The 17,346-nt window shown below is 67.3% G+C and carries 14 protein-coding genes, 1 tRNA gene and 1 other RNA gene; 6 read left to right on the plus strand and 10 right to left on the minus strand.

Annotation, left to right across the window (positions count from 1 at the left end; all coding sequences use genetic code 11):
- Window positions 1–29 precede the first annotated feature (29 nt).
- The 6 genes from FIU66_RS09565 to FIU66_RS09590 form a co-directional block, all read right to left on the minus strand.
- The gene (locus tag FIU66_RS09565; RefSeq protein ID WP_167622490.1) at window positions 30–287 is read right to left on the minus strand and encodes a DUF2484 family protein; all 258 of its coding nucleotides are present in this window, start codon (window positions 285–287) and stop codon (window positions 30–32) included.
- Window positions 284–1,711: a UDP-N-acetylmuramate--L-alanine ligase gene (gene murC, locus FIU66_RS09570; RefSeq protein ID WP_167622491.1), complete on the minus strand. Its 1,428-nt coding sequence runs from the start codon at window positions 1,709–1,711 to the stop codon at window positions 284–286. The genes FIU66_RS09565 and murC overlap by 4 nt, the downstream gene beginning before the upstream one ends.
- Complete coding sequence (locus tag FIU66_RS09575; RefSeq protein WP_167622492.1) at window positions 1,708–2,808, minus strand: UDP-N-acetylglucosamine--N-acetylmuramyl-(pentapeptide) pyrophosphoryl-undecaprenol N-acetylglucosamine transferase; 1,101 nt, start codon at window positions 2,806–2,808, stop codon at window positions 1,708–1,710. Before FIU66_RS09575 ends, murC begins: the two co-directional genes overlap by 4 nt.
- Window positions 2,808–3,971, minus strand: a complete 1,164-nt coding sequence (ftsW, locus tag FIU66_RS09580) for a putative lipid II flippase FtsW (protein ID WP_167622493.1) — start codon at window positions 3,969–3,971, stop codon at window positions 2,808–2,810. Before ftsW ends, FIU66_RS09575 begins: the two co-directional genes overlap by 1 nt.
- A gap of 106 nt (window positions 3,972–4,077) precedes the next feature.
- On the minus strand, window positions 4,078–4,821 hold the full coding sequence (locus FIU66_RS09585; RefSeq protein ID WP_167622494.1) for a cytochrome c biogenesis CcdA family protein: 744 nt from the start codon (window positions 4,819–4,821) through the stop codon (window positions 4,078–4,080).
- Window positions 4,822–4,932: 111 nt separating this feature from the next.
- Window positions 4,933–7,644, minus strand: coding sequence for a ribonuclease E/G (locus FIU66_RS09590; RefSeq protein ID WP_167622495.1), 2,712 nt, complete (start codon window positions 7,642–7,644; stop codon window positions 4,933–4,935).
- A gap of 542 nt (window positions 7,645–8,186) precedes the next feature.
- On the opposite strand from FIU66_RS09590, the gene FIU66_RS09595 reads away from it, so the two are divergent.
- The gene (locus FIU66_RS09595) at window positions 8,187–9,083 is read left to right on the plus strand and encodes a hypothetical protein (RefSeq protein ID WP_167622496.1); all 897 of its coding nucleotides are present in this window, start codon (window positions 8,187–8,189) and stop codon (window positions 9,081–9,083) included.
- On the opposite strand, the gene FIU66_RS09600 is transcribed toward FIU66_RS09595, so the two are convergent.
- The 3 genes from FIU66_RS09600 to FIU66_RS09610 are packed head-to-tail and all read right to left on the minus strand — an operon-like array spanning window position 9,036 to window position 11,500.
- Window positions 9,036–9,863: a glycosyltransferase family 25 protein gene (locus tag FIU66_RS09600; protein WP_167622497.1), complete on the minus strand. Its 828-nt coding sequence runs from the start codon at window positions 9,861–9,863 to the stop codon at window positions 9,036–9,038. The two genes, FIU66_RS09595 and FIU66_RS09600, sit on opposite strands and share 48 nt — an antisense overlap.
- A 1-nt stretch (window position 9,864) precedes the next feature.
- On the minus strand, window positions 9,865–10,518 hold the full coding sequence (locus FIU66_RS09605; protein ID WP_370528911.1) for an inner membrane-spanning protein YciB: 654 nt from the start codon (window positions 10,516–10,518) through the stop codon (window positions 9,865–9,867).
- 31 nt (window positions 10,519–10,549) lie between these two features.
- Complete coding sequence (locus FIU66_RS09610) at window positions 10,550–11,500, minus strand: thioredoxin family protein (protein WP_167622498.1); 951 nt, start codon at window positions 11,498–11,500, stop codon at window positions 10,550–10,552.
- 275 nt (window positions 11,501–11,775) lie between these two features.
- Between FIU66_RS09610 and acnA the strand changes: the two genes are divergently transcribed.
- The 4 genes from acnA (at window position 11,776) to FIU66_RS09630 (ending at window position 16,206) form a co-directional block, all read left to right on the plus strand.
- The gene (acnA, locus tag FIU66_RS09615) at window positions 11,776–14,508 is read left to right on the plus strand and encodes an aconitate hydratase AcnA (protein WP_167622499.1); all 2,733 of its coding nucleotides are present in this window, start codon (window positions 11,776–11,778) and stop codon (window positions 14,506–14,508) included.
- Window positions 14,509–14,620: 112 nt separating this feature from the next.
- An RNA gene (rnpB, locus tag FIU66_RS09620) (RNase P RNA component class A) lies at window positions 14,621–14,996 on the plus strand.
- Between the two features lie 129 nt (window positions 14,997–15,125).
- Window positions 15,126–15,293 carry a 50S ribosomal protein L33 gene (gene rpmG / locus FIU66_RS09625; RefSeq protein ID WP_089389030.1) on the plus strand — a complete coding sequence of 56 codons (168 nt, stop codon included), beginning with the start codon at window positions 15,126–15,128 and terminating at the stop codon, window positions 15,291–15,293.
- A 172-nt stretch (window positions 15,294–15,465) separates the two neighbouring features.
- Window positions 15,466–16,206, plus strand: a complete 741-nt coding sequence (locus tag FIU66_RS09630) for a peptidoglycan-binding protein (protein WP_167622500.1) — start codon at window positions 15,466–15,468, stop codon at window positions 16,204–16,206.
- Here FIU66_RS09630 and FIU66_RS09635 read toward each other — a convergent pair.
- Window positions 16,203–17,078: a hypothetical protein gene (locus tag FIU66_RS09635; RefSeq protein WP_167622501.1), complete on the minus strand. Its 876-nt coding sequence runs from the start codon at window positions 17,076–17,078 to the stop codon at window positions 16,203–16,205. The genes FIU66_RS09630 and FIU66_RS09635 overlap by 4 nt on opposite strands.
- A 152-nt stretch (window positions 17,079–17,230) precedes the next feature.
- Between FIU66_RS09635 and FIU66_RS09640 the strand changes: the two genes are divergently transcribed.
- Window positions 17,231–17,305, plus strand: a tRNA-Thr gene (locus tag FIU66_RS09640).
- Window positions 17,306–17,346 lie beyond the last annotated feature (41 nt).

Here is a 17,346-nt window from a genome sequence, read left to right on the forward strand (position 1 = left end):
CCGTCGGGGTTTGCGTGCAGTTCCCGCGGTCACTCGGCCGGCGGGGCGGCCCGCTTGCGGGCAGGGCGGCGCGGCGCCCGCAGAAGCACGGCGATGCCGGCAGCCAGGCCCGCGACGCCCGCCATGGGCCCGCCGTTCAGGGTCAGCCAGCCCAGGACGGGGATGCCGATCAGGATCAGCGCCCAGAAGGCACGGATACGGTGGCGCGGCTGCAAGCGCCGCTGCATGGTCGCCAGGACCAACCAGCCCAGCACCACCGCCACCGTGACAAGCCCCGCCTGCGTCACGCGGCCCGTCCTTGCAGCCGTTCCGGCAGCCCGTTTGCCCAGGTCGAGATCGTCCCCGCCCCCAGGCAGACCACCATGTCCCCGGGCCGGGCCTGTTCGCGGACCAGCCGTTCCAGGTCGTTCTCGTCCAGGATGGCGCGGGCGTGGCGGTGGCCGTGGGCGATCAGGCCCGCCACCAGGTCGTCGCGGGTGGCGCCGGGGATCGGATCCTCGCCCGCGGCATAGACCTCGGCGATGGCGACCACGTCGGCCTCGTTGAAGCAGGTGCAGAAGTCGTCGAACAGGTTCGACAGGCGCGAATAGCGGTGCGGCTGGTGGACGGCGATCACGCGGCCCTTGGTGGCCTGGCGCGCGGCCTTCAGCACGGCGGCGATCTCGACCGGGTGGTGGCCGTAGTCGTCGATGATGGTGACGCCGTTGATTTCGCCTACGCGGGTGAAGCGGCGGCCGACGCCGCCGAACTTGGCAAGCGCCTCGCGGATCTCGGCCTTCTTGATGCCCAGGTGCCGAGCGACAGCCACGGCGGCCAGGCAGTTCGACACGTTGTGGTCGCCCGGCATGGGCAGGGTGCAGCCCTCGATCATCTCGACATCGCCCGTCTCGGTCGGGCCTTCGCCCTGGAGCGCGATGTCGAAATGCGCGATGCCGTTTTCATAGCGCAGGTTCATCGCCCGCACATCCGCCTGGGCGTTGAAGCCGAAGGTCACGACGCGGCGGTCGGTCAGCTTGCCGACCAGGGCTTGGACCTCGGCATGGTCGGTGCAGCAGACGGCAAGGCCATAGAACGGGATGCCCGAGGCGAAGTTCAGGAAACCCTGGCGCAGCGCGTCGAAGCTGCCCCAGTGCTCCATATGCTCGGGGTCGATGTTGGTAACGATGGCGATGTCGGCTGGCAGGCGGTTGAAGCTGCCGTCGCTTTCGTCGGCCTCGACCACCATCCATTCGCCCGCGCCCGCCCGCGCGTTGGACCCATAGGCATGGATCACGCCCCCGTTGATGACCGTCGGGTCCAGCCCGCCAGCGTCCAGCAGGGTCGCGACCATCGTGGTCGTCGTGGTCTTGCCGTGGGTTCCGGCGATGGCGATGTTCGACTTCATCCGCATCAGTTCAGCCAGCATCTCGGCCCGGCGGACGACGGGCAGGCCGCGGCGGCGCGCCTCCTCAAGCTCGGGGTTGCCCTTTTTGATCGCGGTCGAGATGACGATAACACCCGCCTGGCCGATATTCTCGGCCCGCTGGCCTTCGAAGACGCGGGCGCCAAGGGTTTCGAGCCGGTCGGTGATCTTGGATTTCTTGGCGTCGCTGCCTTGGACGTCATAGCCCAGCGTCAGCAGCACCTCGGCAATGCCCGACATGCCGATGCCGCCGATGCCGATGAAGTGGATCGGCCCCAACTCGTGCGGCAGTTTGGTTGCGGCGTTCATCGGGCAATCTCCGTGACAAGGTCGTAAAGGCGCCGCGCCGCATCGGGCCGGGCAAGGGACAGCGCGGCGCTGGCCATCTGGCTGGCACGCGCGGGGTCATTCAGGATCGCGCGGATGTCGCGCGTCAGGCCGGGGACGTCAAGCACCGATTCCGGGTGGATCAGGGCGCCACCCGCCTCGGCCAGGGCCTGGGCATTGGCGGTCTGGTGATCGCCTGCCGCCGCCGCAAAGGGGATCAGGATCGCGGGGCGCCCGATCACCGTGATGTCGGCCAGCGATGATGCGCCGGACCGGCTGATGACCAGTTGCGCCTGGGCAAGGCGTTCGGGAACGTCGGAAAAGAAGGGCTGGACCTCGGCCGCGACGCCTGCATCGGCATAGGCGGCGGTGACGCGGGCGGCGTCCTCGGCCCGGGCCTGGTGGCTGACGCGCAGACGGGCGCGCATGTCATCGGGCAAGGCCGCGATGGCGGCGGGCACCACGTCCGACAGCACCCGCGCGCCCTGGCTGCCGCCGATCACGAGGACGTGCAGCGCCCCCTGCCCCGGCGGCGCATAGGGGGCGGCGGCATGGTCCAGCACCGCTTGGCGGACTGGGTTGCCGGTATGGCTGGCGCTGACGCCTGCCGGCAGGGCGGTTGGCCAGGTGCCGCAGGCAATGCGGTGGACGCGGGACGCGAAGATGCTGTTGACGCGGCCCATGATGCCGTTCTGTTCGTGGATCATGCGCGGCAGGCCCAGCGTCAGGGCCGCCGACAGCGCCGGGATCGTGGGATAGCCGCCAAAGCCGATCACCACGGCGGGCCGGTCGCGGCGCAGTCTGGTCCGCGCGGCCGCGACGCCTGCGGCGATCTTCAGCGGCGCGGTCAGCTTGCCCAGCATCCCGCCGCGCGCCGTTGTGGCGGATTGCACGATGCTGCGTTCGACCGCATCGGGAAATCCGCTTGCATAGCGTGCGCCCCGGTCGTCGGTGGACAGCTTGACGCGCCAGCCTTCGGACAGCAGCAGTTCGGCCAGGGCCTGGGCGGGAAACATGTGGCCACCGGTCCCGCCGGCGGCGATCAGGGCCAAGGGGGCGGTCTTGAGGTCGCGCGGCATCAGCGGCCCCGACGCAGGATCTCGGCCAATTCGCCTTGCGGCCTTGTCCGGGTCAGCGCCAGCAGCATCCCGGCGGCGATGCCGGATGCGATGACGGATGACCCGCCATAGCTGACAAAGGGCAGCGTCATGCCCTTGGCGGGCAGCAGGCGCACGGCCACGCCCATGTTGATCAGCGCCTGCACGCCAAAGGCGCAGGCAAGGCCCGCCCCGGCGATGCGCGCAAAGGGATCGCGTTCGCGCAGCAGCCGCAAAAGCGATCGCACGACGATGGTGCAGTAAAGCGCGATCACCAGCAGCACCATGACGGTGCCGTATTCCTCGGCCGCGACGGCGATGATGAAGTCGGTATGCGCGTCGGGCAGCGACCACTTCACCGACCCCTCGCCCACGCCCACGCCGAAGAAGCCGCCGTCCTGGATGGCCTTGGTGGCATAGCCGATCTGCGTGCGGGGGTCGATCTCGGGCGACAGGAAGCCGTTGATGCGGCGGGCAAAGTGTTCCGACGCATTATAGGCGAAGATGCCCCCGCCGATCGCCAGCCCCGCCACGCCGACCAGCAGAACCATGGGCGCACCGGCGATGAAATACATCACCAGCCAGGAAAACAGCACAAGCGAGGCCTGCCCGAAGTCCGGCTGAAGCGCCAGCAGGATCACCACCACCATCGCGGTGATGAAGGAATACAGCCTGCCGGACGGTCCGCCGATGGATTGCGCGGCGGCTAGGAACCAGGCGCAGATGGCGACAAAGCCGGGCTTGAGAAACTCGGACGGCTGCATCGAGATCCCGGCGATGGACAGCCAGCGGGTCGCGCCCTTTCCGTGGTCCTCGCCGATGAAGGGCAGAAGCAGGATCAGCACGAATGCCGCCGCAAAGCCCATCACGCCGATCCGCCGGATCTGGCGCGGCGACATCATCGAGATCACCAGCATGATGACAAGGGCCATGCCGCCAAACACCGCCTGGCGCTGGACATAGTAGAAGCGCGGCAGGTTGTTCTTTTCCGCCAGCGGCACCGAGGCCGCCAGTCCCAGAAGGATGCCGATCGCGAACAGGCCCAGGACGCAGGCCAGGGACCACTTGTCCAGCGTGCGCCACCAGCGCGGAAGAATCGGGTCGCCCGCCCGTACGGGCGTCGTGCCAAAGACCATCTCGGTCATGGGAAAACCGCCGTCACTGCCTCAGAGAAACGCCCGGTTTATCCGGGTCTGGCAGACAGCATAGCCTGATTTCAGACTCGGCGCTACTGGCGATTGCAAGGGTCGTTCAACCTAGCGTGGCAAGGGCAGGAAAGGTTTCAAGCAGCCAATAGGAAAAGGCCGAGAATGCCCCCGTCAGCAGCATCACGCCCACGACCAGCAGCAGCACCCCCATGGCCCGTTCGATCACGCGCAGCCAGGGCTTGATGCGGTTCATCACTCCGATGGCGCGGTTGACGAAGATCGCGGCCAGCAGGAAGGGGATGCCAAGCCCAAGCGCATAGACCGCCAGCAGCGCGGTGCCGCGCGACAACTCGCCCCCGGTCGCGGCCAGGGACAGGATCATGCCCAGTTGCGGACCGATGCAGGGGGTCCAGCCGAAGGCGAAGGCGAGGCCGAGGATATAGGCGCCGAAAGCCCCTCCGTCCTGCTTGCCGGCATTCATCCGCGCCTCGTGATCCAGGATCGGGATGCGGATCACATGCAGGAAGTGCAGGCCCATCACCACCACCATGACGCCTGCCGCCTTGGCCAGGTAATCCTGGTATTGCAGGAATGCCCGCCCAAAGGCGGAGGCCGCGAAGCCCATGACCAGAAAGACCGTGGACAGGCCCATGACGAAGAACAGCGCGGGCAGCACGGCGCTGCGTTCCTGCGCTTTCAGGCCGTTCACCCCAACGCCGGTCATGTAGGCCAGATAGGGCGGCACGATCGGCAGCACGCAGGGCGACAGGAAGGACAGGATGCCGGCCAGCAACGCCACAAGGGCGGCAGGCAGGAAGGCGGCGGTGACAAGGTCGATTCCCAACATGGCCCGCAGTCTAGCGCCTGGCGCGGCCGGGGCCATGGGTCATGGCGTCACGCCTTTGTGCGAAGGGCGCGGTTTCCCGCGCCCTTCCTGCCGGATCAGCATACTGTCGGGTCAGCCCTTGCTGGACCACCAGCCGCGGCGCTTGGGACGCCCGCTTTCCGCCTCGGCCATTTCGGGCTCGGGTTCGGCAGGCTGCATCGATTGCCCAGGCTGCCCGGGCTGCTGTTCGACTGCGGGGGCCGGTTGGGACAGGTCGGGCTGGGCGGGTTCGACCACGGGCTCGGGCTGTGCCACCGCTTCAGGTGCCGCCAGATCCGCGGCCTCGACCTCTGCGGTTGCCGCTTCCTCGGCCGCCACGACATCACCGGGCAGGAAGGCGTCCGGCTGCGGCTCGGGTTCGGCGGCTTGCGGCTCGGCAGCTTGCGGTTCGGCCTGCGGTTCCAAAGCGATCTCGGACAGCGGGACGATCTCGCCCTCCTCGGCCGGGTCGCGGCGGGCGTTCAGGCCCGGCAGCGATTCGGCGGGCTCGGCCGATTGATCGTGCAGGTCCACGACCTCGGGCAGGCCCTCGGTCTGGGGCAGATCGCCGCCCCGACGGCGGTTGCGCGAACGGGAACGGCGGCGGCGGCCGTTCCGGTCGGTCTCGCCTTCGGCGCCATTGGCCTCTTCGTCGGTATCGGCGTCGGTGTCGGAACCTTGCGCGGCGTCGGCCGAACCGGCCTGGGCATCGCCTGCGGCTTCCTCGGCCTCGTCGCCCGCCTCGGCGACCTCACCTTCGGGGCGGTCGCCCGACTTCCGCCGACGGCGGCGACGACGGCGGCGGCCGCGTCCCTCGGCGTCATCCTCGGCCGATGCGCCTTCGGTCGGTTCTGCAGCTTCGACCTCGGCTTCGGCTTCCGCCTCGACTTCCTCGGCCAGATCCACGTCCTCGTCGTCGATCTGCGCCATCAGGTCGGCGTCGACCGACAGGACCGAGGCCGAGACCTCGGGGACGGCGCGGGTCGCGGTCTTGAACTTCTCGATCGCGAAATCGGGCGAGATCAGCGACGGATCAGCTTCAAGCCGAACCGACAGGCCATAGCGCGCCTCGATGCCCGCAATATGCTCGCGCTTCTGGTTGATGAGATAGTTGATCACCGCCACGGGCGCCTTGACCAGCACCTCGCGCGACCGCTTGCGGGTGCCTTCTTCCTCGATGGCGCGCAGGATGGTCAGCGCCAGGCTGTCGTCGGACCGGATCAGGCCGGTGCCGTGGCAATGGGCGCAGGGCTGCGTGGTCGATTCCAGCATCCCCGGGCGCAGGCGCTGGCGCGACATCTCCATAAGGCCGAAGCCCGAGATGCGGCCCATCTGGATCCGCGCGCGGTCGGATTTCAGCTTGTCCTTCATCCGCTTCTCGACAGCGGCGTTGTTGCGCCGTTCCTCCATGTCGATGAAGTCGATGACGATCAGGCCCGCAAGGTCGCGCAGGCGCAACTGGCGCGCCACCTCGTCGGCGGCCTCCAGGTTGGTCTTGAGCGCCGTTTCCTCGATCGAACCTTCCTTGGTGGCCCGGCCCGAGTTCACGTCGATGGCCACAAGGGCCTCGGTCACGCCGATGACGATATAGCCGCCCGATTTCAGCTGCACGACCGGGTTGAACATCCCCGCCAGGTAGCTTTCCACCTGGTAGCGCGCGAACAGCGGCATCTGGTCGGTATATTGCTGGACGGCCCGGGCATGGGTCGGCATGATCATCTTCATGAAGTCCTTGGCGACGCGATAGCCGCGCTCGCCCTCGACCAGGACCTCGTCGATTTCCGAATTGTACAGGTCGCGGATGGTCCGCTTGATCAGATCGCCTTCCTCATAGATCGGGGCGGGGGCTACCGACTTGAAGGTCAGGTCGCGGATCTGTTCCCACAGGCGCAGCAGGTATTCGTAGTCGCGGCGGATTTCCGTCCGGGTCCGCTGGCTGCCCGCCGTGCGGATGATCAGGCCCGCGCCCTTGGGCACGTCCAGTTCGGACGCAATGTCCTTCAGCTTCTTGCGGTCCGCGACATTGGTGATCTTGCGGCTGATGCCGCCGCCGCGCGCCGTGTTGGGCATCAGGACGCAATAGCGGCCCGGCAGCGACAGATAGGTGGTCAGCGCGGCGCCCTTGTTGCCGCGCTCCTCCTTGACGACCTGAACCAGCATGATCTGCCGGACCTTGATCACCTCCTGGATCTTGTAGCGGCGGGCGCGGGGCTTGCGGGGCGCACGGACTTCCTCGGCCACGTCCTCGTCGGCGACCGATTCGATCTCTTCGTCCTTGTCCGAGGCCGAGGATTCAGAGCCGGCTTCCTCGCCCTCATCCTCGTTCCGGGTCGCATTGTCCTGGTCCGCGTCCGCGCCATCGTCCGGGGCGGCGCTGGCGCTCTCGTCCTCGACCGCCTCGGGGGCTTCGCCGTCCTCGACCTCGGCGCTGACGGTCTCGTCGCCCGTCTCGGCCTTCTGGGCGCGGGCATGGCGGCGCTTGGCGCGGGCGGCGTCCTCGGCCTCCTGGGCCTCGGCATAGGCGCGTTCCTCGGCGATCAGCGCCTCGCGGTCGGCGGCCGGGATCTGGTAGTAATCCGGGTGGATTTCCGCAAAGGCCAGGAAGCCGTGCCGGTTTCCGCCGTAATCCACGAAGGCCGCCTGAAGCGAGGGTTCGACCCGCGTGATCTTGGCCAGGTAGATGTTGCCCGAGATCTGGCGCTTGTTTACAGTCTCGAAATCAAATTCTTCGACCTTGGTTCCGTCCACCACGACCACCCGAGTTTCCTCGGCATGGGTGGCGTCGATCAGCATTTTCTTTGCCATGTTCAAATCTTTCGCGCAGCCACGGGCCGGGCGGCGCCAACGGCACCCCCAAGCGACGGCTGCGATGTGATGGGGACGCGGGCGCGGCTGGGGCAACGGGGACGGAACGGAAAAGGCAGCACGCCCCCCCGTTCCGATCCTGACCGTCCCTTGCGCGCGTCATCGCGTCTGTTCCTTACGGTTGGCGCGTGGCTGTCGGGCCGGGCGCGCCGCTGTCTGGTTTCGCCCGGTCGCACGGTGATGCGCCACGGGCGGGCTTTCCGCGTGACACATGCCGCCTTCCGTAAATCCGGTGCCAGAGGTGCCGCGCTGCGAAACTGGAAGCGCCCACAACCCGCGATTGAAGGTCGCATGACGCATAAAGGCAACATAGAGGCGGAGGGCAGGAAAATTCAATGGTGAAAACGGCCTGCGGGGGATTACGCGGCTTTCAGCCTGCCTTTGCACCACCTGCGCACCGTGCGTCACGCAGGCTTAACGCTTCTTTCACGCCCCTGTCGCACCCTGGGTCCATGCCTGCGGGCACGGGAAAGGGGGCCGTCATGCCGGTGGTCAAGATCGATGCGGATCGCGCTGAGCCAGGGGAACTGGCGCAGCTTGCCCGCGCCTTGCCCGGACATGCGCCGCTGATCGTGATGATCCACGGATATCGCTATTCGCCGTCCGTTCCCCATTGCGATCCGCACCGGCACATCCTGTCCCTGGACCCTGATCCGTCGCAACGCCGGGTGCTGTCCTGGCCCCGCGCGCTCGGCTTTGGCGGCGGCGACCCGGACGAGGGGCTGGCCGTCGCGCTTGGCTGGGAAGCGCGCGGGATGCTGGGGCAGGCCTATGCCCGCGCCGGCCAGGCGGGCCAGGCGGCCGGGGCGCTTGTGTCGGACCTTGCCGACCACGCCGGCCGGCCCGTCGCGCTGATCGGGCATTCGCTGGGCGCGCGGGTGGCCCTGCAGGCGCTGCGTCACGCAGATCAGGGCAGCATCGGCCGCGTCGTCCTGCTGGCGGGGGCCGAATTCCGCGACACGGCCGCAGCCGCCCTGGAAACCCCCGCCGGGCGCAGGGCCGAGGTGCTGAACATCACCTCGCGCGAGAATGACCTGTTCGACTTCGCGATGGAGCTTTGGCTGGACGGGGGCCGCAGGCAGGCGCTTGGCTTGGGTCTGGACCAACCGGCCTCGAACTGGCTGGACGTGCAGATCGACGACCGCGACACGCTGGCCGCGCTTGACCGGCTGGGCTTCCCGGCCGAGCGTCCGGCCCAGCGGCTGTCGCACTGGTCGCCCTATCTCCGCCACGGGCTGTTCGACTTCTATCGGACGGCCATGGCCCAGCCTTGGGCGCTTCCCTTGTCGCTGTTGCGCGCCAGGTTGCCAGGCCGCGCGCAGCCGCGATGGTCACGTCTGCTGGCCGCGCCCTCGCAACTGGGCGGGGTCAAGGCTTGACCGCCGCCGCGCCGCAACCAGTCGCACCCCCCGACATGCCACCCGCGACAATTCCAGCCAGGCCCGATAGGGCAGCACCGTCGCATAGCGCCAGCGCGGCAGCTTGTAGGCCAGGCGCTTGTCCTGGATCTGCGTGGGGTGATCCGATGCCTGGCTTGCGGGCAAGGGGTGAACGAAGCAGGCCCGCAACCCGGCCAAGTATTCCAGGTCGAAGGCAATATCGAAGGCCAGCCGCATCGGGATCAGGTCGTTGGCGATCCATTCCGCCGCACGGCGATCGATCACATAGGCCCCCGCCCCCTTTTCGCGCGTCAGGGTCAGGGCCAGCGACCGGCCATTGCCCAGGTCGCGCACCGGGAACCGCCGTCCCCGGTTGACCGTCGTCAGCCGCAGCAGGTTCCACAGGTCGCGCTGCATCGCAGCCCGGTCCAGTGTGTCGAGGAAATCCGGCTCGAAGGACACGTCGTCTTCAAGGATCAGGGCCAGATCCGCGTCACCTTGCAGAAAGGCGCGCGCAGCGGCCACGTGGCTGAGATAGCAGCCGATCTCGGCGGGCGATGTGCGCCGGCCGTGCAGCAGCCGATAGCTCCGTTCGCAGAATTCGGGGATCGGGTAGGTCAGGGCGCGCCCGTCGACGCCCGTGATGCGGCGAAACGGAAGGTTCGCGCGGGCAAGCTTGTGCTCCATCGCCGCAAGGCGTTCGGACGCGCCGTCCATGTTGATCAGGAAAACGGCCAGCCGCACCTGGCTGACCGGCAACACCAGCGATTCGCCGGACATCCTATCCGCCGGCCTTGTCGTGGGGATCAGGCAAGGCATGGGCCCGGTAAAGGCCGGCATTCGCCATCAGGAACACGAAGATCACCAGGGGCATCCCGAAGGTCTTGAAATACACCCAAGCGGTTTCCGACATGCCGCGCCAGACCACCTCGTTGGCGACGGCCAGCCCCAGGAACAGCAGCGCCATGCGCATCGTCAGCTTGCGCCAGCCTTCGGCATCCATCGGCAGGGCTTCGGACAGGACGGCCTGCAGCCAGTTGCGGCGGGCCAGGTAGCTGAAGCCCAGCAGGCCCGCGAACAGCAGATAGATGATCGTGGGCTTGATCTTGAAGAAGCGTGGATCGTTCAGCCAGACGGACAGGCCGCCGAAGACCACCACCAGCACAAGCGTCGCGATCTGCATCGGCGCCAGCTTGCCCGTCAGCCGCCAGCGGACCAGCGTGGCCAGGGCAAGCGCGGGAATGAAGACAAGCGTGGCAAAGACCAGCGGCGTGTAGGACTGGCCCCACAGCGCGACATCGCCGCCGCGATTCAGCATGAAGACGCCGAAGAACAGCAGCAGCGGCCCCCATTCCAGCACTTGCAGCACCCAGGCCTTGGGTTCCTTCATCGCATCATCCCTTTCCGGTCGCGTGATGGCGATCTTGTCCCGCATCGCGGGCGGGCGGGCAAGCCCCGGCCTTTCGTCAATCAAGCCGGACCGCCGCCAGGATCGTGCCCGGCATGTCTTCGTCATCTTCCTTCTGAACCAGCAAGGCATGGCGGGTATCGGCAGGGAAGCTGTCATCGGCGGTCTTCGCTGGACTGACAGTGACGCGCAGGGCGGCATGGCCGTCCCATTCCGCCAGCCGGTCCAGCGACAGGACGACATTGGTATAGGTGATCACCTTGCCGCGGTTTTCACCGGCGGTCATGCGGACCTCTCGCCGGGGGGCGTAACGGACCATCAGGATCTCGACCGTTCCGCCCAGATCGGACAGGGGCATCAGCTCGATCACCTCGCCCCGGGGGGTGGTGTCGCGCTGAACGCTGACCATCGCGGGCGACAGGCGGCTGGCGTCGATCAGGGCCGTCAGTTGCGCCGGTCCCAGCGAGACGGCGGTGTCCTGCCCGTCCACGATGATCTGCGGCGTGTAGACGGACCGTTCGCCCGCGGCATGGGCATAGCGTTCCTGCCGCGCCGTGAATTCGGGCCGCGCAAAGCTGTCGGCCCAGCCCAGGTAATCCCAATAGTCCACGTGAAAGGACAGCGGCAGGATATCGGGCGCATCGGCCAGCCCCGCCAGCATGGCATCGGCGGGCGGACAGGACGAACAGCCCTGCGAGGTGAACAGTTCGACCACCACGGGCGTCGCATGAAGGCCAAGACGCTCCAGCGGCGGCGGGGCGGCGGCGGGATCGCCCGCGGCAAAGCTGTTGAAGCCCCCCATGTCCGACGACAGATGCGAGGACGAGGCCGAAGGCGCCATCCGGGCGGGTTCGCGGGGTGCGGCGATGATCGGCGTTCCGCCGGCTTCGGAAGTTGCCGGCCCGGGCCCGGCCAAGGCGGGCAATCCTTCCGCGGCCGGCCCTTCCGGCTGCGCCCAGGCAAAGCCGCCCAGCGTCATCGTCAGGCCGCACAGGGCCGCGCCAAGCAAGGTTCTGGATTGTCTGGCTGCCGCTCCAGTGGACATTCCGGCTTCCGATGCGTGATTGAACTGCCCCTTGCATAGCCCCCTGCCCGCGCGGTGAACAAATCAAGGCTTCGTTAAGGGACAGCCGAACCGGTGCCCGTGCCTCTTGAGCAACAGCGACAAGTATGGTATGCGATTGCATACAATTTGGCCTGCGGCATCTTGCGCAGCCCGGCAGCATCGGGCAAAGCAGGGCCACGCAAGCCCGACCCATCCATTTCGCAGACAGGGAGGCCCCCATGCCCATCCAGATCGGAACCGATACCGCCAAGACGCGCCGCAAGCTTTCGGCGGGCGGCAAGGAATATGCCTATTACTCGATCGCCGCCGCCACCGAGGCCGGGCTTGGCGATTTCTCGAAGCTGCCTGCCTCGCTGAAGGTCGTGCTGGAAAACCTGCTGCGCTTCGAAGATGCCGGCTTTTCCGTGTCTGTCGATGACATCAAGGCCTTCGGCGAATGGGCCAGCCTTGGCGGCAAGAACCCGCGCGAGATCAACTATCGCCCCGCCCGCGTGCTGATGCAGGACTTCACCGGCGTTCCCGCCGTGGTGGATCTGGCCGCGATGCGCGACGGCATCATCGGGCTGGGTGGCAATGCCCAGAAGATCAACCCGCTGAACCCGGTGGACCTGGTCATCGACCATTCGGTGATGATCGACGAATTCGGCAATCCGCGCGCCTTCCAGATGAACGTGGATCTGGAATACGAACGCAACATCGAACGCTACCAGTTCCTGAAATGGGGCCAGAACGCGTTCCAGAACTTCCGCGTGGTGCCGCCCGGAACCGGCATCTGCCACCAGGTGAACCTGGAATACCTGGCCCAGACCGTCTGGACCGACACCGACCAGAACGGTGATCTGGTCGCCTATCCCGACACGCTGGTGGGCACCGACAGCCACACCACCATGGTCAACGGCCTGGCGGTCCTGGGCTGGGGCGTCGGCGGGATCGAGGCCGAGGCCGCGATGCTGGGCCAGCCCGTGTCCATGCTGATCCCCGAGGTCGTGGGCTTCAAGCTGACCGGCAAGATGGTCGAAGGCACCACCGCCACCGACCTGGTGCTGAAGGTCGTGGCGATGCTGCGCAAGCACGGGGTCGTGGGCAAGTTCGTCGAATTCTACGGCGAAGGCCTGGACAACCTGCCGCTGGCCGACCGCGCGACCATCGCCAACATGGCCCCAGAATACGGCGCCACCTGCGGCTTCTTCCCCATCGACGACGAAACGCTGCGCTACCTGCGCAATACCGGCCGCGAGGAGGACCGTATCGCCCTGGTCGAGACCTATGCCAAGGAAAACGGCTTCTGGCGCGGCGCGGATTACGCTCCGGTCTATTCCTCGACGCTGGAACTGGACATGGGCACCATCGTGCCGGCGATTTCCGGTCCGAAGCGCCCGCAGGATTACCTGCCGCTGACGGAATCCGCGCAGACCTTTGCCAAGCTGGTGTCGGACTATCGCAGCGGCGGCGTCCCCGCCGAGGAAGGCGACGTCCTGACCCGCGCCGACGCCCGCCGCGTCGTCGCGGTGGAAGGCCAGGACTACACGATCACCGACGGGTCCGTCGTGATCGCGGCGATCACAAGCTGCACCAACACCTCGAACCCCTATGTGATGATCGGGGCCGGGCTGGTCGCCCGCAAGGCGCGCCAGCTGGGCCTGAACCGCAAGCCCTGGGTCAAGACCTCGCTGGCGCCCGGTTCGCAGGTCGTGGGCGAATATCTTGAGGCCGCTGGCCTGCAGGAGGATCTGGACGCCCTGGGCTTCAACCTGGTGGGCTATGGCTGCACCACCTGCATCGGTAACTCGGGGCCGCTGGGCGATCCCGCGATCAGCAAGGCGATCCACGACAACGACCTGGTGGCGACCGCCGTTCTGTCCGGCAACCGCAACTTCGAAGGGCGCATCAGCCCCGACGTGCGCGCGAACTTCCTGGCCTCGCCCCCGCTGGTGGTGGCCTATGCCATCGCGGGCGACCTGAACGTGGATCTGACCAAGGATCCGATCGGGCAGACCCCGGAAGGCCGCGACGTCTATCTGAAGGACATCTGGCCCACCAACCAGGAGATCGCCGACCTGGTCCATGCAACGGTGACGCGCGAGGCGTTCCAGTCGAAATACGCCGATGTGTTCAAGGGCGACGAACGCTGGCAGGCGGTCGATGTCACGGACAGCGAAACCTATGACTGGCCGCCGACTTCGACCTATATCCAGAACCCGCCCTACTTCCAGGGAATGCCCAAGGAAGCGGGCGTGATCAGCAACATCGACGGCGCGCGCGTCCTGGCGATCCTGGGCGACATGATCACCACCGACCACATCAGCCCCGCCGGCTCGTTCAAGCCGACCACGCCTGCTGGCCAATACCTGATCGAACGGCAGGTCGCGCCGCGTGATTTCAACAGCTACGGCTCGCGCCGCGGCAACCACGAGATCATGATGCGCGGCACCTTCGCCAATATCCGCATCAAGAACGAGATGCTGGACGGGGTCGAGGGCGGCTTCACCAAGGGTCCGGACGGGCAGCAGACGACGATCTTCGACGCCTCGATGGCCTATCAGGATGCCGGCACGCCCCTGGTGATCTTCGGCGGCATCGAATACGGCGCCGGCTCCAGCCGTGACTGGGCAGCCAAGGGCACGAACCTGCTGGGCGTCAAGGCGGTCATCGCGGAATCCTTCGAGCGTATCCACCGCTCGAACCTGGTCGGCATGGGCGTCGTGCCGTTCGAGTTCCTGCCGGGCGAGAACCGCAAGACCCTGGGCCTGAAGGGCGACGAGACCGTGTCGATCCACGGCCTTGCGGGGGACTTCAAGCCGCTGTCGCTGGTGCCCTGCACCATCACCTATGCCGACGGCACGGTGAAGGAAATCCAGCTCAAGGCCCGCGTCGATACCGAGGTCGAGATCGAATACCTCAAGAACGGCGGCGTGCTGCATTACGTGCTGCGCAACCTTGCCAAGGGCTGATCCGCATCGCCGCAACGGTGCGTGCAAGCACGCACCCTACCCCCGCCCCTGCCGCCTTGCGGCGGGGGTTTTCCGTTGACGCGCGTCCCCTTCCCCGCCATATCCGCCTGGCGCGGAGGGCTGGATGACCGCGGCGGTGCGCCGTCGAGGAAAGTCCGGACTCCATGAGGCGACGGTGCCGGGTAACGCCCGGCGGGGGCAACCCCAGGGAAAGCGCCACAGAGAACAGACCGCCCATGTCCGCATGGGCAAGGGTGAAACGGTGGGGTAAGAGCCCACCGGGGGCCTGGCAACAGGCCCCGCATGGCAAGCCCCACCGGGAGCAATGCCGAATAGGGACCGCGCGCGGGGGCAACCCCGCAGGGCCGCCTTGCCCCAGCAGGTCCGGGTAGGCAGCTTGATCCGGCGGGCAACCGCCGGGCCAGAGGAATGGTCATCCAGCCGCCAATGGCGGTGGACAGAATCCGGCTTACAGGCCCTCCGCGCAATCTGGCCCTTCTGCCGTGATTTCCCCGGCGATTCGGGTTGACTTCGGCCTGCCCGTGGGTAAAAGGCGGGCTTCAAACGAATTCCACGGGGTCTGCGCCGCGCGATTGCCCCGAAGCAGGAGCAATGACATGGCGAAGCCGACCACCATCAAGATCCGGCTGAACTCGACCGCCGGCACGGGCCACTTCTATGTGACCAAGAAGAACGCCCGCACCATGACCGAAAAGATGACCGTTCGCAAATTCGACCCGGTCGTCCGTCAGCACGTCGAATACAAGGAAGGCAAGATCAAGTAAGATCCTGCCGGAATGGGGCGGGCCTTCGCGGTCCGGCCAGGACTTGGGGGCGCCTTCGGGCGCCCTTTTTTCCGTTGCATATCATCTTGATCCGGCAGTGGAACCCGAAGCGCGTCTTTGCGATATAGCTTTGACGCCCCGGCTTGGGGCTTGAACGCGAAAGGGCCCTCCGATGGTCAGAACGATGCTTACCGCGGCATTCGCAGCCGCTGTCACCCTCACGCCGGTGCAGGCACAGGATCTGGGCGATGTCGTGGGCGGGATCGCCCGCCAGTATCTGCAGCAGGAACAGGACCGCGCCGCCTATGCCCAGGCGCAAAGCGCCGATACGCGCGCGGCCTATCAGACCTATTTGCGCCAGTTTCCCAATGGCGCCTATGCCGCGCAGGCGCGCGACCGGATCCAGCGTCTGGGCGGCGGCAACCCGGCGACGGCGCCTGCCAACCCGACCAACACGGACACCGCCGGTCTGACCCGCGAGCAGCGCCTGCAGATCCAGCGGCAGTTGAACGGGCTGGGCTACAGCACCAATGGCGCCGACGGCAACTTCGGCCCGGGCACCCGCCGGGCCATCGGCCTGTGGCAGCGCGACCGCAACTATGCCCAGACCGGATCGCTGACCACCGCCCAGGCGAACGAGATCCTGCGCGGCACGGGCGGCACCGCCGCCACGCCATCGACCCCCGTCCCCTCGGTTGGCGCGGCAGGGGCCGAGGCCGACCTGGGGCTTGGCCGCGAACAGCGCCGGGCGGTGCAGGCGGGGCTGACGCGCCGGGGCTTCGACACGCGCGGCGTGGACGGGATCTTCGGCCAGGGCACCCGCAACGCCATTGCCGCATGGCAGCGTGCCAACGACCAGGAAGCCACCGGCTACCTGACCGCCGCCCAATACGACCGGCTGATCGCGCGCTAGGGCAGCACGAACTCGACGCCGGGCAGGACCGCGATCTCGGCCACGTCGGCGCGGTACTGCGCGGTGACGCGGTCCACCAGATCCTGCGTCCAGCCCGGCAGGTCGATGACCTGGTCCAGAACCGCGGGCAGCCCGTGGTCCCGGATCATCTGCGATGACAGGTCGCGCCGCCTGGCGATCGTCATCTGGTCCTGCGCGGCCAGCGATTCCTTCAGTTCCGCCAGGCCCGCCCCGGTCAGGATGTCCTCAAGATACATCATCGCCCCTTTCAGCGGCGCCTCGGGGGGGATGTTGCCCGCCAGCCGGGCGATCTCGGGCCAGATCAGGGGCACGTCCTCGTGGCACCAGATCACCACGCGCCGCCCGGGCACGGCGCGCAGCAGGCCCTGGATCGCGTCGCGCCACCGCAGTTCCAGCGGCTGGCGGCCCTGCATCAGCACGTGATAGCCCCCGCCCGTGAAGACCGGCAGCACCTCGGCGATCAGCGAGGCGGGATTGCGCATGGCCAGGAAGAATTCGACCTCGTGGTCGGGAAACAGGTTGGCCAGTGCCGCCGCCCGCGCGCCCATCTGCGGGTAAAGCCCCGCCTGCCCCACCACGCGGCCCGGCGCGCCCATGAATGTGGGGGTCGAGAAGACCGCACGTTCAGGGCTGTCGGCGTTCAGCACGGCGTCCAGCATGATCTGCTGCATCTCGGCGCTCGCCCGCCCGCCGTTCAGCGACATCAGCGCCTCTTCGAACAAACCGCGATGGCGGTTCGGGGTGATGATGTCGGTGCCGTGCTGCATCAGCCAGTCGCGGTTGTTCAACAGGGTCTTCAGCAGCCTGTCGCCATCCGTGGCGTGAACTCCCAGGTGAAAGACCATCTGCATTCCGGAACCGTCCTTTCGTCGCCGCAACCCCGGCGTGTGCCGCTGCACAGTATCCACCCTGCCGGTGCAGTCAAATCGCTTTGCCAGTTGCAGCAACGCTTGCAGTAATCGCGATCACGGGGTATCGCCAGAACGCGCATCTTACGCGCAACGCCGGTTTAGCTCAGCGGTAGAGCAGCGGTTTTGTAAACCGAAGGTCGGGGGTTCAATCCCCTCAACCGGCACCATTCCCACCCTCGCCGTTGGACATCGCCCCCGGGCGGCCCTA

It is taken from the genome of Paracoccus sp. AK26 (assembly GCF_011801365.1).
In the GTDB taxonomy this organism is placed as follows: Bacteria; Pseudomonadota; Alphaproteobacteria; order Rhodobacterales; family Rhodobacteraceae; genus Paracoccus; species Paracoccus aerius.

Coding starts and splice junctions, on each gene's coding strand:
- murC (WP_167622491.1), bottom strand. CDS start 1,711: ATGAACGCCGCAACCAAACTGCCGCACGAGTTGGGGCCGATCCACTTC.
- FIU66_RS09575 (WP_167622492.1), bottom strand. CDS start 2,808: ATGCCGCGCGACCTCAAGACCGCCCCCTTGGCCCTGATCGCCGCCGGC.
- ftsW (WP_167622493.1), bottom strand. CDS start 3,971: ATGACCGAGATGGTCTTTGGCACGACGCCCGTACGGGCGGGCGACCCG.
- FIU66_RS09585 (WP_167622494.1), bottom strand. CDS start 4,821: ATGTTGGGAATCGACCTTGTCACCGCCGCCTTCCTGCCTGCCGCCCTT.
- FIU66_RS09590 (WP_167622495.1), bottom strand. CDS start 7,644: ATGGCAAAGAAAATGCTGATCGACGCCACCCATGCCGAGGAAACTCGG.
- FIU66_RS09595 (WP_167622496.1), top strand. CDS start 8,187: ATGCCGGTGGTCAAGATCGATGCGGATCGCGCTGAGCCAGGGGAACTG.
- FIU66_RS09600 (WP_167622497.1), bottom strand. CDS start 9,863: ATGTCCGGCGAATCGCTGGTGTTGCCGGTCAGCCAGGTGCGGCTGGCC.
- FIU66_RS09605 (WP_370528911.1), bottom strand. CDS start 10,518: ATGCGGGACAAGATCGCCATCACGCGACCGGAAAGGGATGATGCGATG.
- acnA (WP_167622499.1), top strand. CDS start 11,776: ATGCCCATCCAGATCGGAACCGATACCGCCAAGACGCGCCGCAAGCTT.
- rpmG (WP_089389030.1), top strand. CDS start 15,126: ATGGCGAAGCCGACCACCATCAAGATCCGGCTGAACTCGACCGCCGGC.
- FIU66_RS09630 (WP_167622500.1), top strand. CDS start 15,466: ATGGTCAGAACGATGCTTACCGCGGCATTCGCAGCCGCTGTCACCCTC.
- FIU66_RS09635 (WP_167622501.1), bottom strand. CDS start 17,078: ATGCAGATGGTCTTTCACCTGGGAGTTCACGCCACGGATGGCGACAGG.